A 16,877-nucleotide genomic window follows, 5' to 3' on the forward strand; every position below is an offset into this window, starting at 1 on the left:
GGGGGGCAAACATGCGGCATAGTGAAGAGGCGCTTTTCCTTGCCTGAACAGGCAGCCAGGGCCCGAAATCATGGCTGCTGTCCTGCGCCAGACCCGCCGGCATCGCAAATTTCCGATCCGGCGCCATTTGACAGCGCCCTGTCTCTGAGATACCGGTAACACATATTCCGCCACCGTTGAGACGTCGCCTGGCAGGAAAAATAAGAGGAGGAGGGGTGAAATGAACTTGCAGGGTGCATTGCTTTGCCGCAGCTCGGCCTTCGCGCTGACATGCGCGACCATTGCGGCGCTGTCGCCGGCCATGGCGCAGGACAATCCTCCGCAGGCGCAGTCGGACGCCGCCGCAGGCGTCAGCGATGCGGACATCGTCGTCACCGGTTCGCGCGTCGGCCGCAAGGGCTATGACGCGCCGACGCCGGTCAATGTCGTGGGGGAAGAGAGGCTTCAGCAACTGGCGATCGACAATGTGGCGGATGCGCTGAACCAGATTCCGTCCTTCCGCCCCATCAATACGCCGGCTTCGACCTTTTTCCGCGTGTCCGGCAATATCGGCGCGCGCACGCTCGACCTGCGCGGGCTGGGCGCCACGCGGACGCTGACGCTGGTGGATGGCCGCCGCTTCGTGCCCAGCGCGGATGACGGCACGGTCGACATCAACGGCGTCCCGTCCATGCTGATCCAGCGGACCGAAGTGGTGACCGGCGGCGCATCGGCGGCCTATGGCGCGAACGCCGTGTCGGGCGTCGTGAACCTGATCCTCGATACGAAGCTCAACGGCTTCAAGGCGAATGCCAGCTATGGCATCAGCCAGCGGGGCGACGCCTCCAGCCTGTTCGTCGGCGCGGCGGGCGGCACGGATTTCGCGGGCGGGCGCGGGCATGTCGTCGCGGCGATCGAATATGCAAGGGAAGGCGGCATCGGCCCATGCGAGGAACGGAGCTGGTGCACGCGCTACACCAATTATGTGCCCAATCCCGGCTATAACACCGCCACCCGGACCAGCACCAACGGCCTTCCGGCCACGCTGGTCCTTCAGGGCACGTCCTTCGTCTATAATGAGAACGGCATCGTCGTCGGCGCGCGCAAGCCCAATGGCACGGGCGGCACGATCACCCTGGGTCAGCAGGTGCTGAACACCGGCGCCACCTCCCTGCCCAATGCGTTGCGCGGCAAGCAGTTCGATTCCAACGGCAATCTGGTCCCCTATCAGTTCGGCAATTATCTGAGCGGCATATTGCAGCAGCTCGACGACCCGACGCAGCCCTATGCGCTGGGCCTCAGTCCGCTGCCGCTGATGGTGCCGACCAAGCATGTGTCGGGGACGGTGCATGCCGATTATGAACTGACGGATTCCATCACGGCCTCGGTCGAATTCATGTATTCGAAGGTCACGGGCGGTCCGACCGCGCGTTCCGCGCCGCTCGACGCAGGTGTCGCGATCAATATCAACAATCCCTATGTGTCCGATGCCACCCGCGCGACCATCCTCGCCGCCGATCCGGCGATCACCCATCTGGTCATCAATTCCTCAAGCTGGGCGCTGGGCAGCCTGTCCAAGGCGACGAGCAAGGTGGACACCTATCGGGGCGCCTTCGCTCTCAAGGGACAATTGTCCGACCAGTGGGATTGGGACGCCTATTACACCTATGGCCGCGTCGACAGCCGGGTCGGCGCCGACAACAACCGCCTGGCCGAATGGAACAACGCGCTGGACGTGGTGTCCGCGCCCGCCGGGTTGCCGGGCATAGCGGCGGGCACGCCGATCTGCCGGTCCACCATCGCCAACCCGGCCAATGGCTGCATACCGATCAACCTGTTCGGCTTCGGCAATATCAGCCAGGCGGCCATCGACCGCTATATCGTGCCCGAATGGCAGACCCGCCGGTTCGAACAGCACGCCGCCGCCGTCAACCTGCGCGGCTCGCTCTTCTCCACCTGGGCCGGGGACGTGAAACTCGCGCTGGGCGGCGAATGGCGCCGCGACACGGCGGAGGGAGAGGTCGATCCGAATACGGCCGCGGGACGGTTCATCGCCGCCAACGGCTCGGCGCTTCCCTTCACGAAGACCAGCGTGGTCGAAGGCTATCTGGAAGTCGCCGTCCCGCTGCTCAAGGACTCTCCGCTCGGGCGGTCGCTCGATGTCGACGGGGCGATCCGCCAGACGCATTACGATCCCTTCGGCGACGCCACCACCTGGAAGCTGGGCGCGGTCTACCGCCCCATCGACGACATCACCTTCCGCGTGACACGCTCGCGCGACATCCGGGCGCCATCCGCCCGCGAATCCAGCCCCAACGCCACGACGATCCAGCTCCCGCTGCCCGATCCGTTCGTCGGCGGCACGACAAGCCAGTTCGTGGTGACGGGCGGCAATCCGGGACTGAACCTGGAAAAGGGCGACACCTTCACCGCCGGCGTGGTGCTGAGGCCGTCCTTCATCCGCAACTTCAACCTGTCGATCGACTATTATGACATCAAGGTGGAAGGCGCGATCGACTCCCTCACCGGCACCGCGATCGCCAATGCCTGCAAGCAGAAGAACCTGCTCTGCAACCTGATCCAGTTCAATCCGAACGGGTCGATCAACACCGTCTTCTCCAATTTCCAGAACCTCAGCAAGCTGCATGCGGAGGGTCTGGAACTCGTCTCCGACTTCCAGGTGCCGGCTCTGGGCGGGAACTTCAATTTCCAGGTCAACGGCAATTATGTGATCGACCTGTCGACCATCGACGCAACCGGGGTGAAGACCCAGCTCGACAACTGGACCGGCAATGCCGGATCGGTGACGAACATCCAGGGCGTGCCGCGCTGGAAACTGGACGGGGTGATCACCTATTCGCGGCCGACCTGGTCCATGACCTTCCACGGGCGCTACATTCCCCGCGCCCTGCTGGACCCGACCAAGATCGGGCCGGAACAGGACGGCTATGACATCAACGATCCCAACAGCATCAGCGAGAATCATATTTCCTCGCGCTTCTATCTCGACATGACGGGAACGCTGAAGGTCAACGAGTCCTTCGAGATTTTCGCCACGGTGAACAATGTCTTCGACAAGGACCAGCCGGAGGAACTGCGGCTGATCGGCAATCCGTTGCATTTCGATCCGATCGGGCGTTTCTTCAAGATCGGGGTGCGGACGCGGTGGTGACGATATGGGGCGGGTACTGGAGGTAATCGATGTACGACAAGACCGACCTTCGTTCGACACTGGCTGGCTCGCCCGCCGGGGCCGCGCCGGTGGACCGGCTCTACGACGCGGAATATGGCCTGTTCTACCGCGATCCGCCGGTGGAGGAGGATGCCCGCGGCAAAAGCTGGTATGTGCGGGGGCAGAATTTCGTCATCGCCTATAGCGAGGCGCTGCCCGGCGCGATCTTCGAACGGACCGGGCAGGCGGACGAATATATGGTCCTGCTGCCCGATGAAGACACCCCCGCCATCGCCGCCGCAGGGGACCGGACCGAACGGAGCGGGGGATATGCGCTGTTCGTCATGCCGCCGGGGGACAGCCGGCTGGTGCTGGAGAAGGGCGGGCGCGTCGTCCGCATCTTCTCCGCCCAGTCGCCCGATCTGGTGGCGAAATGCCCCAATGCGGACGCCTATGCGGATCGGCATGCGAACATCCCGCCCTTCCGGCCATGGCCGGAACCGCCCGACGGGTACAGGGTCCGCCACTATTCGCTCGACGTGCCGGTCGAAGGCGGCCGGTTCGGCCGCATCTGGCGTTGCACCACGATCATGCTCAACATCCCCAACAGGCAGAAGGGGCCGCGCGATCTCACCAGGGTGTCGCCGCACCATCATGACGATTTCGAACAATGTTCGCTCGCGCTGGAGGGGGAATGGCGGCACCATATGCGCTGGCCCTGGGCCGTGGACATGAACAAATGGCATGACGATGTCCATGCCGCGGTGGACTCGCCATCGGTGACGGTGATCCCGGCGCAGGTGATCCACACCTCCACCTGGCATTCGGACGTCAATCAACTGGTCGACATCTTCGCGCCGCCGCGCCTCGACTTCTCGCTGAAGCCCGGATGGGTGCTGAACGAGAGCGACTATCCGATGCCGGCGCAATAGGAGGGATATTTTGGATCGCAAACCAAGCTTGATCGATCGGCTGAAGGCGAAGGACGCATTCCTTGTCGGCACCTGGGCGAAGATTCCCTCGCTGGAGACGGTCGAACTGATCGGCCATGCCGGTTTCGACTTCGCCGTGGTGGACATGGAACATGCGCCGCACAGCTTCCAGTCGGCTTATCAGGCCATCGCCACGGCGCAGGCGGTGGGGCTTTATGCGATGGCCCGCCTGCCGGACCGCAGCGGCGGCGCGGTCCAGAGGCTGCTCGACGCGGGCATAGACGGGCTGCTGGTCCCCCGGGTGGAGACGCCGGAGATCTCGGCGGACGTGACGGCGGCCATGGCCTTCCCGCCACTGGGGTCGCGGGGCATGGGCTATACCTCGCGGGCGGCCCGCTGGGGGCTGGACAGCGCGGCCGACTATCTGGAGCGGGGGCGCAACCATGTCATGCGCGGCGTGCAGATCGAGGATATGGGCGCATTGGAGCAGATCGACGGCATATTGGCCGCCCCCGCGCTCAATGCCGTGTTCATCGGCTTCGGGGATCTGGCGCTGAGTTCGGGCCTGCCCGGATCGCACCCGACCCTGCGCGGGCTGGAGGCGAAGGTGCTGGCGGCCGCCAGGGCGAAGGGCGTGCCCTGCGGCACCGCCGTGCAGACGCCGGAGGAAGCGGTGCGCTGCCGCGAGGCAGGCTATTCCTTCGTCATGATCAGCGCCGACACGACGCTGTTCGCGCATGCGGCGCGCAGATTGATGGACGACACGAGAAATGCGCTGGGGCGCTGAAAGCGAAGAGGCGAACATGGTTTCACTATTGGACGAAAATGTCGCGGATCAGGCGTTGGAGGATCGGATTTCCAGCCTGCTGGTCGGCGCGGTCGACATGCATTGCCATAGCGGCCCGTCGGTCATGCCCCGGTCGCTCGACCATATGGAGGCGTTGCAGGATGCGGCGGACGCGGGCTTCCGCGCCATGCTGATCAAGGATCATTATTATTCCGCCACGCCGATCACCGAACTGCTCAACCGGACGCACGGCCATTTGAAGGTGCAGTTGTTTTCGGGCGTGCCGCTCAACAACACCACCGGCGGCTTCAACAAATATGCCGTCGATCACGGCATTGCCCTGGGCGCCCGGCTGGTGTGGATGCCGACCTTCGCCTCGAAGAACCATGTCGAGGCGGACCAGAAGCGGAAAAAGGGCTTCCCCCACACCAGCAAGCCGCTGCTGCCGCCCGATCCGCTGACGCCGCTCGACGCCAACGGCGCGCTGAAGGACGAGGTGAAGGAGATACTCGACATCATCGCGGAACATGACGTGATCCTGTCCGGCGGCCACCTCCATATCTCCGAAATCTTCCCGGTGTTCGAGGAAGCGCGGAAGCGCGGCGTCAGGCGGCTGCTGGTCAATCACCCCACCTTCATCATCGGCGCCTCGCTGGACGACATCAGGCAGTTGGTGACGATGGGCGCCTATATCGAACATTCGCTGTGCATGTTCATCCAGATGATCGGCCGCGAACAGGCGATGTTCCCGCCGGAGGAGCTGGACGCGCTGATCAGGGCGGGGACGGTCGACCGCACCATATTGGCGTCCGACCTGGGACAGGTGGGCAACGACCGCCCGGTCGACGGCTTCCGGGGCGTGATCCGCAACTGCATCGGCCTTGGCTATTCGGACGAGGACATCCGCAAGATGATCTCGACCAACGCGCTGCGGCTGCTGGGCCTGGAGGATTGAAGGGGACTGACGGCCTGCGCGGCGCGGGGGACCGCGCACGCCGTCAGATTATCATGGCACGCCCCGCCAAGTTACGGTAACGAGCTTCCATCTGCGGAGTGCATCCCTCCGCATGAAACGATGCGAAACGAGGAGCCACTTGCCGGTATCGAAGAAAGCCAATGGGACGATCCGGATGCGCGACGTCGCGGAACGCGCGCAGGTCTCCCGCATGACGGTGTCGCGTGCGCTGAACAGCCCGGAATCCGTCAATGAAACGCTGCGCAATCGCGTGCTGGAGGCGGTGCAGGAACTGGGCTATGTCCACAACCATCTGGCGCGCAGCCTGTCGTCGCGCCGCTCCAACGTCATCGGCCTCGTCCTGCCCAGCCTGGAAAACTCCATCTTCTCCCAGACGGTGAAGGGCATATCGGACGTGCTTCGTCCGCTCGGCTATCATCTGATGGTGGCCGAAAGCTCCGACGATCCGGAGGATGAGGAGCAGGTGATCGCCGCCTTCCTGGCGCAGCGCGTGGGCGGGCTGATCCTGCATTCGACCAACCATTCGCCCACGGCGGTCAGGATGCTGAAGGCGTCGGACACGCCGGTGGTGGAGAATGGCGATTTCCCGGTCGATCCGGTCGACATGGTGGTCAGCTATTCCAACCGCGCCGCCGCCAAGGCGATGACGCTGCACCTGGCGCGGCTCGGCTACAGGCGGATCGTCTTCGCCGGGCTGGCCGCCAATCCCCGCGCCGCCGAACGCCAGCGCGGCTTTCAGGACGCCCTGGCGGAGATCGGGCAGAAATCCGACCGCAAGCATGTGGTCGCCGTCTCCCGGGGTTTCGGCGGCGGGACGGAGGCCATTTCCTATATCGATGCGAATGTGCCGGACGCCGACGCGCTGTTCTGCGCGGGCGACGTGCTGGCCGTCGGCGCGCTGCTGGAATGCGACAGGCGGGGATGGGCGGTGCCCGGCCGGCTCGCCATCGCCAGCTTCGACGATCTCGACCTGATGCGCCACGTCAGCCCGGCGATCACCTCGCTGCGCCTGCCCCGATATGAGATCGGCCGGCGCAGCGCGCAGATGATCCTCGACCGGATCGAGGAACGCACCATGCCGGTGACGACCATCGACCTGGGCTTCGAAATCGTCCAGCGCGCCAGTTCCTAGAGGGTTTTCGAAGCAGCCGGATCGGATCTGCTCCAGAGCGCGCGCTCCGGTTTTCCGTTGCCGCATCCTTTCAGGCAGCAAACCGGCCCCATCCTTCGACAGGCCCAGGACAGGCTTTTCTGCACGATATTTCAGGGGCGGACCGCGAACCTTTCACCGGGGCGGGCCGAATGCCCGCGCCTCACTCCGCCGCCTGATCCACTTCCGCAAAGGCTTCCCGCGCAATCCGCGTCGAATCCAGCCCCGCAGGCACGCCGCAATAAATGGCCACCTGAAGCAATGCTTCGCGTATCTCATCGCGGGACAGGCCGTTGGTCAGCGCCGCCTTCACATGCAGCTTCAGCTCGTGGGGCCGGTTGAGCGCGCTGATCATGCCGATGTTGAGCAGGCTGCGGTCGCGCCTGGACAATCCCTCCCGGCACCATATCCTGCCCCAGCAATATTCGGTCGACAATTGCTGCATGGGGCGGCTGAAATCGTCTGCATTGGCGAAGGACCGTTCGACATAGTCGGCCCCCAGCACTTCCTTGCGCAACGCCAGTCCGCGCTCATAATCTTCCGTTGCCATGATGATCTCCTCTGCCGATGGTTTGAACCGCTATTCGGGCTTGCCGAAAGACTATGCGGATGCGATACCGGTAACAACCATAAAAATCATGACATAAGCCCTATTTTTCAGGAAGGATCGAGGATGCGGCTGGATGGGAGGATTGCCGTTGTGACCGGCGCGGCGCGCGGCATTGGACGGGCGATTGCACAGGGGCTGGCCGAAGCGGGCGCCCATGTCGTGCTGACCGACGTGCAGGAGGGGGAAGCCGCCGAAGCGGCGCGGGCCATCGCCGGCGCAGGCGGCCAGGCCACCGCCTTCGGTCTGGACGTTTCCGATGCCGCTGCATGCGAAACGCTGGCGGCGCGGCTGGAGCGGGATGTCGGCCCGGTCTCCATATTGGTGAACAATGCCGGGGTGATCTATCCCGGCCGCATCGATGAGCCGGGCGCGCGGGAAAAGTGGGACCGCACGCTGGCGATCAATGTCGGCGGCCCGTTCAACATGTGCCGGGCCTTCCATCCGCAGCTTCGCGCCACCCGGGGGGCGGTGATCAACCTCGCCTCCATCCGCTCCTTCGTCGCCGCGCCCAATGCGGCGGCCTATGCCGCGTCCAAGGGCGCGGTGATGCAATTGACCCGGGCGCTGGCAGTAGAATGGGGCGGGGAGGGGATCAGGGTCAACGCCATCGCCCCCGGCTTCATCGAAACCACGCTGGTTCCGGACCGGGAAAAGACGGCCGACCGCGAAGCCGCCATCCTCGCAAGGACGCCGCTGCGCCGCCAGGGACAGCCGGACGAGATTGCAGGAACGGCGGTCTATCTCGCCTCGGACGCGGCGCGCTATGTTTCGGGGGCGATCATCCCGGTGGACGGCGCTTATCTGGCCGGGTGAGAAGAGCCGTCCGGCCAGATCGCAGCCCCGATGTCGGCTCTTCCCCTCCTTTTCAGGGGAGGGGATCGAGGGGTGGGGGCGTGCCCCAAAGGAAAACCAAGCCTTTAGAGGCACGCCCCCACCCAAACCGCCCGGTTCCTACCCCCGAATAGCCAGAATCTGATCGTCATAGGTCGCCGGATCTATCTTCACGTCGATCAGCGCAGGACGCCCGCTCGCCAGCGCATCGGCGAAGGCTCCGGCCAGCCCGCCTTCCTCATCGACCCGGCGGGCATGCCAGCCGAAACCGGCGGCCACCTGCGCAAAATCGGTGTGGGAAAAATCCACCCCCGCCGGAGCCAGTTGCCGCCGCCGCTGCTTGGCCCCGATCAATGTCAGGCAGGAGTCGTTGAACAGGACGACGACGGGCTTCGCGCCGCTCTGCACGGCGGTGCCCAGTTCGCCCAGGCACATCATCGCGCCGCCGTCCCCCGTGAAGGCCACGGTGGTGCGGCCCGGATCGGCCAGGCTGGCGGCGATGGCCGCGGGAATGGCGAAGCCCATGGTCGAAAGCCCTCGCGAGATCAGGGACTGGTTGGGTTTGTCGCACCGCCACATATGCAGCACCGGCAGCATATGCGCGCCCGCGTCGATGGTGATGCGGCTGTCCGCCGGCACCGCCTGACGCGCCGCGCGGACCAGCGCCGCCGGGGAAATGCCGCTGCCGCCGAAAATCTGCGCCGCCGCCCATAATGCTTCCTTGCGCCGCGCCAGCTCTCCCGGCTCCCACCCGCTGCTGTCCGTCGCATCGTGCAGGGCGGCGATGGAAGCGGCTATGTCGCCCACCACGGATGCGGTCGGCGCGAACAGCGGATGCTCATAGGCGTGGTTGGTGAGTTCGACCGTCGGAACAGCGCCATAGCGCCAGGGCTGCGGCGGTCCCTCGACCGGATCGAAGCCGTAGAGGATGATGAGGTCGGCCGACCCGATCAACGGCTGTTCGGGCACGCCATTGGCGTAGAGGCCCAGCCCGAGCGGCGCATTTTCCGACACCACCCCCTTCGCCTTGTAGGTGGTGAGGACGGGACAGCCGGTCGCCGCGACAAAGGCGCGCAAGGCGGCGGTTCCATCCGGAGACCGCGCCTGAAGCCCCGCCAGCAGGATGGGTCGGCGGGCCGCGGCGACCAGCCTCTTCGCCTCCGCCAGCGCGGATGGGCCCGGCGCGGGAAGGTGGGTCGCGGAACGGGGGGCGGGCGCCGCTTCGGCCCGGCGGCGGATGAAGGAACCGGCGACCTCCAGATAGGCCGGGCCCGGCGGATTGCCCATGGCGGCGTCGATCAGCCGGTCGACCTCCGCCATGGGATCGCCGTTCCGCAGATTGGAGGAAGCGCGCAGCATCGGCGCCAATATCGCCGTCTGGTCGATCCGCTGATGGCTGATATAGGCCTGGTCGTCTTCATAGCCGTCCGCGATCAGCAGCATCGCGGCACGATCCAGATCGGAATAGGCGACGCCATTGGCGGCGGCGGCAAGGCCCGGCCCCCGCGTCGTCATCGCCACGCCGGGCGCTCCGGTGATTTCGGCGGTGACGCAGGCCATCATCGCCGCCGACGTCTCCGTCCGCGTCAGGATGAAGCGCATGCCCTGCTTCTCCGCCGCGGCGATGAAGTCCAGATTGCACTCGCCCCCCGGCACGCCGAAGATGAAGCGCACGCCCTTTTCCGCGAGGCGGGCGACGATGGCCTCGCTTACCGTTCCAACGGTCATTCTGTCTTCCTTCCGGGCGCATGCCCTGCCAGATCGGCTTTATCAGATCGGCTGTTCCAAAGTGGGGGCGCTGTCCTCCAGCGTCACCCGGCGCATGTCGCGCGGATATTTCTTGTCGTCATAGCGCGTGCCGCGATGCATGGTGCAGCGATTGTCCCAGATGACGAGGTCCCCGACCGCCCATTGATGCGCATAGACGAACGGGCGCTGGGTGGCGAATTCGGTGAGTTCCCGGATCAGCGCCATGGCTTCGGGACGGGGCCAGCCCTCGATGGCGCCGATATGGGCGGAGAGGTAGAGGGCAAGCCGACCGGATTCCCTGTGCAGCCGCACCAGCCGTTGCGGCACCGGCGTGCACCGTTCGACCTCCTCCGGGCTGAATGCGTCGAAACCCATCTGCTCGCGGGAATAGATCAGCGAATGACGGGCGATCAGGTCCTTTGCAATGGCCTTGAGTTCGTCCGGCAGATGGTCCCATGCGACGCGGGTGTCGATATATTCGGTGGCGCCGCCGACCGGCGGGATGACGCGGGCCTGGAGCATCGACCAATAGGCCGGCGTCGGCTTGAAGCTGCTGTCGCTGTGCCACAGCAGATTGCCCAGATTATACATGCGCCGCCGGTCGTCCGCGCCCCAGATCCGGCCGTCCGGGCCCAGATTGGAGATGTCGTTGATCTTCATATTGGCGATGCGGCGCCGTTCCTGGTCGACCAGCGTCGGCGTCTCCTCGATGGTGCCGAACTGTTCGGCGAAGGCGGCCTGTTCGTCGTCGCTCATCATCTGGTTGGGGAAGACGACCACGCCATAACGGTCCATCGCGCCCTTGACCGCCGCCTTCTGCTCCTCCGTCAGCGGCCGGCGCAGGTCGATCCCCTCCGCCCGCGCGGCGAAATGGGGATGGACCGGCGTGCATGTCAGCATATCGTTCCTGTCCAACATGGTCGAATGACTGGACATCATCTTCTCCTGTCAATTGCGCGGGGCCCTGGCCCCGAAAGCGATTTGGTACCGGTCACAAACCTGTCTCTCACAAATGCGGCCCCGGTTCAAGCAAGAGACAGGCAGAGATATTTCAGCTCCAGATAATCATCCAGCCCGTAACGCGACCCCTCCCGGCCGATGCCCGATTGCTTGACGCCGCCAAAGGGCGCCACTTCGGTCGAAATGAGGCCGGTGTTGATGCCGACAATGCCGGATTCGATGCCTTCCGCCGCGCGCCAGATGCGGTTGACGTCGCGCGCGTAGAAATAGGCGGCCAGTCCGAATTCGCTGTCATTGGCAAGGGCGATGGCTTCGGCGTCGTCATCGAACTTCACCAGCGGCGCCAGGGGGCCGAAGGTCTCCTCCTCCAGCACCTGCATGCCCGGCTTCACGTCGCGCAGGATCGTCGGGGTGAAGAAGCGCGGGCCGTCGGGGGCGGGGCCGCCGCCCAGCACGATCTGCGCGCCCTTCGCCACGGCATCGTCAACGTGCCGCTGGACCTTCGCGACGGCCCGTTCGTCGATCAGGGGACCGATGTCCACGCCGGTGCGGGTCCCTTCGCCGACCCGCAGCTTCGCCGTGGCGGCGGCCAGCTTCCCGGCAAAGGCGTCATAGACGCCCGCCTGGACATAGAAGCGGTTGGCGCAGACGCAGGTCTGGCCTGCATTGCGATATTTGGACTGGATCGCGCCCGTGACGGCTGCATCCAGATCGGCGTCGTCGAAGACGATGAAGGGCGCGTTGCCGCCCAGTTCCAGGCTGAGTTTCTTGATGCTGCGGGACGCCTGCTCCATCAGCAGCCGCCCGACCGCCGTCGATCCGGTGAAGCTGATCTTGCGGACCACGGGATTGCCCGTCATTTCGGCCCCGATCTCCCGCGCGTCGCCGGTCACGACGTTGAGAAGCCCCCGCGGCACGCCCGCCTCGTCAGCGATCTGCGCTATCGCCAATGCGGTGAAGGGCGTGAGTTCCGAAGGCTTGAGCACCACCCCGCACCCAGCCGCAAGCGCCGGGGCCAGTTTGCGCGCGACCATGGCGGCGGGGAAGTTCCAGGGGGTGATCGCGGCCACGACGCCCACCGGCTGCTTCAGCACCATGATGCGCCTGTCCGGCATGGGACCGGGAATGATGTCGCCATAGGCGCGCTTCGCTTCCTCCCCGAACCATTGGAAGAAGGACGCGGCATAGGCGATCTCGCCCTTCGCCTCCGCCAGCGGCTTGCCCTGTTCCTCGGTCAGCAGCGCGGCAAGATCGTCGGCGCGCTCCAGCATCAGGGCGGCGATGCGTTGCAGGATCGCGGCCCTTTCGCCGGCCGGGCGCGCCGCCCAGGCGGGCATGGCCATGGCCGCCGCCCCTATCGCCCGTCGGCTCTCCTCCCGCCCCAGCGCCGGAACGCGGCCGATGATCCCGCCCGTCGCCGGATTGTCGACCGCGATCCACTCTCCATTGCCGACCCATTCACCCGCGATGAAACATTGTTCGCGCTTCACTGACCGTCCTTCGCCCGCATTCCGCCCGCATCCGCACTCGTCGCATCAATCCTTCAGGCTGCCGGGACTCCATTTCTCATACCACGCACGCGGCGGCACGGTGGTCGGCGTGTCGCTCTTGAACAGGTTGACGAATTCCCGCGTGCGGAAACGCCAGCGGCCATCCTCGCACAGCAGCAGATGGTCGATCTGTTCCGCGATCTGGATCGGCGCGTGGGAGGGCAGCACCGGCACCCCGTCCCCTGCGAACAGCATCATGACATTGTTCGTGCGCGCCAATCCGGGCTCGATCAGCTCGGCGCGGAAATTCGCGATGACATGGCGGTTGACGCGCGGCCCCCGGCTCTGCCGCCAGACGTAGAACTGATGGATCGCCTCGCGCCCCTTCAGGTTGAAGAAGGTGGCGTCCTCCAGATAATAGTCGCGGGTGTCCAGACCGCCATTGACGTCCACCTCATACCAATAGTCCGTCGCATTGGCGAGCAGGAGCTGGGTCAGCATGATCTTTTCTTCGGATGTCATCGCCAATTCCGTCGTCCTGTCCCTGCCGGCGCTATTGTCGCAGCGGGGATGCCTTCCCGCCGCTCTCTCACAAGAACATAGAATAGGGCATGACGCCCTGTCCGATCACCTTTGGTTATACTCGCGCCAGAATACTTATTTTTTCCGCCGATGGGATTTTGCCACCGAAGATGGCAGGTTGAGGGGCCGCCGTGCGCGGGGCGGAAGAGGAGCAGAAGGTGAAGAGCGGACAGCATGACCGGGCGCTGGAACACTGGCTCGACGGATTTCAGGCCGCGCTGGCTGCCCGCGACACCGGCGCCGTCCTTGCTCTTTTCGCGCCCGGCGAATGCTATTGGCGCGATCTGGTCGCCTTCACCTGGAACATCGCGACGATGGAGGGGCGCGAGGCCATCGGTACAATGCTGGACGCGCAGGCCGATCCCGTCCTCCCCTTCACCGCGCGCCCGGAAGGCGGCGCCGCCGAAAGGGACGGGCTGATCGAAGGCTGGTTCGATTTCGAGACCGGCGCGGGCCGGGGCAAGGGCCATGTCCGGCTGAAGGACGGCCGCTGCTTCACCCTGCTCACCGCCCTGCAGGAACTCAAGGGCTTTGAGGAGCCGGGCGGGCGTCGCCGGCCGGAGGGCGTCGTCCATCGCGCCATCAAGGACCGGGAAACCTGGTCGGAGGCGCGGGCCGCGACCGCCCGGACGCTGGGGACGGAGGTGCAGCCCTATTGCCTGGTCGTCGGCGGCAGCCAGGGCGGGCTGGCGCTGGGCGCGCGGCTGAAGCGGCTCGGCGTCCCGACCCTCATCGTCGATGCGCTGGAAAAGCCGGGCGATGCCTGGCGCAGCCGCTACAAGTCGCTCTACCTGCACGATCCGGTCTGGATCGACCATCTGCCCTATATCCCGTTCCCGGACCATTGGCCGGTCTATACCGCCAAGGACAAGATGGGCGACTGGCTGGAAATGTATGCCCGGGTGCTGGAACTGGACTTCTGGGGCTCCACCCGCTGCACCAGGGCGCATTATGACGAAGTCGCGAAACGCTGGACGGTGACGGTCGACCGGGCGGGGCGGGAAATGGTCCTGCGCCCGGCGCAGCTGGTGCTGGCCACCGGATTGTCGGGCATCGCCAACATGCCCGTCTTCCCCGGCGCGGACAGCTTTCGCGGGGTGCAGTGCCATAGCAGCCAATATGCGGATGGCGCGGCCTTTGCCGGCAAGGCCTGCGTGGTCGTGGGTTCCAACAACTCCGCGCACGACATTTGCGTCGACCTCTGGTCGAACGACGCGAAGGTCACGATGATCCAGCGGTCGCCCACCACCGTCATCAAGGCGAGCGCGTTGCGCCGCATTTCCGAAGAAGGCCCCTATTCGGAGAAGGGGATCGCGGCAGGGATCGATACCGACCGGGCCGACCTGATCACCGCATCCACGCCCTTCCGCCTGAAGGAAGCGATGGACCGCCATAATTGCGACCGCATACGCCGGGAGGACGCGGCCTTCTACGAACGGCTGGCGGCATCCGGCTTCCAGTTCGATTTCGGGGAGGACGGGACGGCCATAGCGGGCAAATATATGCGCCGCGCCTCGGGCTATTATATCGATGTCGGCGGCTCCGACCTGATCTGCGACGGAGAGGTCAGGGTGCGGAGCGGCGTCGGCGTCGCCTCCATCGCCCCCGGCGGCCTGGTGCTGACCGACGGCAGCGAGGTGGCGACCGACGCGATCATCTACGCGACCGGCTACGGCCCGATGGACGGCTGGGCCGAGATGCTGATCTCCCGGGAGGTCGCTGAAAAGGTGGGCCGCTGCTGGGGCCTGGGATCGGGCACCGCCATGGACCCCGGTCCCTGGGAGGGGGAGCTTCGCAACATGTGGAAGCCGACCCGGCAGGAGGGGCTGTGGTTCCATGGCGGCAATCTGGCCCAGTCGCGCTTCCACTCGCTGCATCTCGCCCTTCAGATCAAGGCGCGGATGGAGGGGATCGATACCCCCGTCCACCAGCCCGAAGCCGTGATGCGGGCGCCCCTCTGCCTCCCGGAAGACGGCCTCATGGCATCGCAGGGGGCATGAGCGGCGGCTGCACGGCCGCTCCATCCGCAGATCGTTCCAGCCGGGGCAATTACCGCGTCGTCGCGCTGATCGTCGCCAGCACCATGATCATGGAGCAGATCGACGCGACCGTGCTGACCACCGCGCTGCCCACCATCGCGCGGGACTTCCGGGAACCGGTCAATGCCCTCGGTCTGGTCCTGACCGCCTATCTGCTGGCGGTGGCGGCCTTCATCCCGCTGAGCGGCCGGCTGGCCGACCGGTTCGGCGCGCGGTCGGTATTGCGGGCGGCGATACTGGTCTTCATGGCGGGCTCGCTGCTCTGCGCCTTTTCGACATCGGCAGCCCAGATGGGCATGGCCCGCTTCGTGCAGGGCGCGGGCGGGGCGATGATGACGCCGGTGGGGCGGATCGCCCTGCTGCGCGTCACGCGCAGGCAGGATCTGGTTTCAGCGACCGCCTGGCTGGTCACGCCCGCGCTGCTGGGCCCGATGCTGGGGCCGCCCATAGGCGGGCTGATCGTCACCCATCTGGACTGGCGCTGGATATTCTACGTCAACCTGCCGGTCGGGCTGGCGGGGATCGCCGCCATCTCCCTCCATATCGACAATGGCCGCGCCGATGCGCCCGGACGCGCAGACATTCCGGGCTTCCTGATCTGCGCCGCCGGCCTCGGTACCCTGCTGCTCGGGTGCGAAAGCGCGAGCCAGCCGGGACGGCTGGGGCAGGCCCTGCTGCTGCTCGCCGTCGCGGGCATGATGGCCGGAACCTATGTCCGCCATGCGGCGCGCCGGCCCGATCCGCTGCTGGACCTCACCGTGCTGCGCGACCGGTCCTTCCGCCTGTCGCTGATCGGCGGATCGCTGACCCGCATCACCCAGGGCGCGCAGCCCTTCCTGCTGCCGCTGATGTTCCAGGTGGGATTCGGCTTCAGCGCGGCGGTGAGCGGCGCGATCATGCTCGCCACGGCGGTGGGATCGCTGGTGTCGAAGGCCATCGTTTCCCCGGTGCTGCGCCGTCTGGGCTTCCGGCGCAGCCTGATCGTGAACGGCCTGCTGTCCTCGCTCTGCTACGGGCTGGCGGCGGCGTTCCGTGCGGACTGGCCGGTGCCGCTGATGATGGCGGTCCTGACGCTGGCGGGCTTTTTCATGTCCTTTCAGTTCTCGGTCTACAACACGGTGGCTTATGAAGGCGTGGAGGCGGCGCGGATCAGCCGTGCGTCCAGCCTCTATTCCACATTCCAGCAATTGCTGCTGTCGCTGGGCATCTGCACCGCCTCCGTCGCGATCCAGGCGAGCATGGCCGTCCGCGGATCGGCCACGCCCCACCGGGAGGATTTTGCCGCCGCACTGGTCGTCGTGGCCCTGATCTCGCTGTCGGCTTTCTTCGTGAACCGGCGCTTCGCCCCGGATGCCGGATCGGCCATGAGCGGCCATGTGCCGCGTGCGGAGCAGGACCGGCCGAAATGAGCGCTATTGGCCAATCCAAGACATTCCCCTCCCGTAAACGGGAGGGGTTAGGGGTGGGCGCGAGCGTAGCGAGCTTCCAGCTTAGCCGTTGAAAATTCACGCTGATGCCGCGCCAGCCCACCCCCTAACCCCCTCCCGCCTGCGGGAGGGGGAATGTCCTGATTCCACCCCAAAAATCAGTCATCCAGCCTATTCCGAACGCACCCAATCC

The 16,877-nt window shown here is 65.8% G+C and carries 13 protein-coding genes; 8 read left to right on the plus strand and 5 right to left on the minus strand.

What is annotated here, in order from left to right:
• Nucleotides 1–220: 220 nt before the first annotated feature.
• The 5 genes from A0J57_RS17870 to A0J57_RS17890 all read left to right on the plus strand — a co-directional run bounded on the left by A0J57_RS17870 (nucleotide 221) and on the right by A0J57_RS17890 (nucleotide 6,978).
• Nucleotides 221–3,151, plus strand: a complete 2,931-nt coding sequence (locus A0J57_RS17870) for a TonB-dependent siderophore receptor (RefSeq protein WP_025551926.1) — start codon at nucleotides 221–223, stop codon at nucleotides 3,149–3,151.
• 29 nt (nucleotides 3,152–3,180) lie between these two features.
• Nucleotides 3,181–4,083, plus strand: a complete 903-nt coding sequence (locus A0J57_RS17875) for a hypothetical protein (protein WP_061938217.1) — start codon at nucleotides 3,181–3,183, stop codon at nucleotides 4,081–4,083.
• A gap of 10 nt (nucleotides 4,084–4,093) precedes the next feature.
• Nucleotides 4,094–4,870 carry an HpcH/HpaI aldolase/citrate lyase family protein gene (locus A0J57_RS17880; RefSeq protein ID WP_061938219.1) on the plus strand — a complete coding sequence of 259 codons (777 nt, stop codon included), beginning with the start codon at nucleotides 4,094–4,096 and terminating at the stop codon, nucleotides 4,868–4,870.
• A 16-nt stretch (nucleotides 4,871–4,886) separates the two neighbouring features.
• Nucleotides 4,887–5,825 (plus strand): DUF6282 family protein, encoded by a 939-nt coding sequence (locus tag A0J57_RS17885; protein WP_061938269.1) that lies wholly within the window; start codon nucleotides 4,887–4,889, stop codon nucleotides 5,823–5,825.
• 175 nt (nucleotides 5,826–6,000) lie between these two features.
• Entirely contained in the window at nucleotides 6,001–6,978 is a 978-nt protein-coding gene (locus A0J57_RS17890) for a LacI family DNA-binding transcriptional regulator (RefSeq protein WP_064232704.1), read from the plus strand.
• A 181-nt stretch (nucleotides 6,979–7,159) separates the two neighbouring features.
• Here the strand turns inward: A0J57_RS17890 and A0J57_RS17895 are convergent, their stop codons facing one another.
• Nucleotides 7,160–7,546 carry a carboxymuconolactone decarboxylase family protein gene (locus A0J57_RS17895; RefSeq protein WP_044660637.1) on the minus strand — a complete coding sequence of 129 codons (387 nt, stop codon included), beginning with the start codon at nucleotides 7,544–7,546 and terminating at the stop codon, nucleotides 7,160–7,162.
• A 123-nt stretch (nucleotides 7,547–7,669) separates the two neighbouring features.
• Here A0J57_RS17895 and A0J57_RS17900 point away from each other — a divergent pair, with 123 nt between their 5' ends.
• A complete protein-coding gene (locus A0J57_RS17900; protein ID WP_044660638.1) occupies nucleotides 7,670–8,419 on the plus strand; it encodes an SDR family NAD(P)-dependent oxidoreductase in 750 nt (249 codons plus the stop codon).
• Nucleotides 8,420–8,557: 138 nt separating this feature from the next.
• On the opposite strand, the gene A0J57_RS17905 is transcribed toward A0J57_RS17900, so the two are convergent.
• The 4 genes from A0J57_RS17905 to A0J57_RS17920 all read right to left on the minus strand — a co-directional run bounded on the left by A0J57_RS17905 (nucleotide 8,558) and on the right by A0J57_RS17920 (nucleotide 13,158).
• On the minus strand, nucleotides 8,558–10,165 hold the full coding sequence (locus A0J57_RS17905) for a thiamine pyrophosphate-binding protein (RefSeq protein WP_061938225.1): 1,608 nt from the start codon (nucleotides 10,163–10,165) through the stop codon (nucleotides 8,558–8,560).
• 42 nt (nucleotides 10,166–10,207) lie between these two features.
• On the minus strand, nucleotides 10,208–11,125 hold the full coding sequence (locus A0J57_RS17910; protein WP_235600898.1) for a TauD/TfdA family dioxygenase: 918 nt from the start codon (nucleotides 11,123–11,125) through the stop codon (nucleotides 10,208–10,210).
• 86 nt (nucleotides 11,126–11,211) lie between these two features.
• Nucleotides 11,212–12,636, minus strand: coding sequence for an NAD-dependent succinate-semialdehyde dehydrogenase (locus A0J57_RS17915; protein ID WP_061938228.1), 1,425 nt, complete (start codon nucleotides 12,634–12,636; stop codon nucleotides 11,212–11,214).
• A 45-nt stretch (nucleotides 12,637–12,681) separates the two neighbouring features.
• Complete coding sequence (locus A0J57_RS17920; protein WP_064232706.1) at nucleotides 12,682–13,158, minus strand: hypothetical protein; 477 nt, start codon at nucleotides 13,156–13,158, stop codon at nucleotides 12,682–12,684.
• A 191-nt stretch (nucleotides 13,159–13,349) separates the two neighbouring features.
• On the opposite strand from A0J57_RS17920, the gene A0J57_RS17925 reads away from it, so the two are divergent.
• Both A0J57_RS17925 and A0J57_RS17930 read left to right on the plus strand, forming a co-directional pair.
• Nucleotides 13,350–15,218, plus strand: coding sequence for an NAD(P)/FAD-dependent oxidoreductase (locus A0J57_RS17925; RefSeq protein WP_235600899.1), 1,869 nt, complete (start codon nucleotides 13,350–13,352; stop codon nucleotides 15,216–15,218).
• On the plus strand, nucleotides 15,215–16,666 hold the full coding sequence (locus A0J57_RS17930; protein WP_061938235.1) for an MFS transporter: 1,452 nt from the start codon (nucleotides 15,215–15,217) through the stop codon (nucleotides 16,664–16,666). The genes A0J57_RS17925 and A0J57_RS17930 overlap by 4 nt, the downstream gene beginning before the upstream one ends.
• Nucleotides 16,667–16,877 lie beyond the last annotated feature (211 nt).

Origin of the sequence: Sphingobium sp. 22B, from assembly GCF_001580035.1 — a bacterium.
Classification (GTDB): Bacteria; Pseudomonadota; Alphaproteobacteria; order Sphingomonadales; family Sphingomonadaceae; genus Sphingobium; species Sphingobium fuliginis.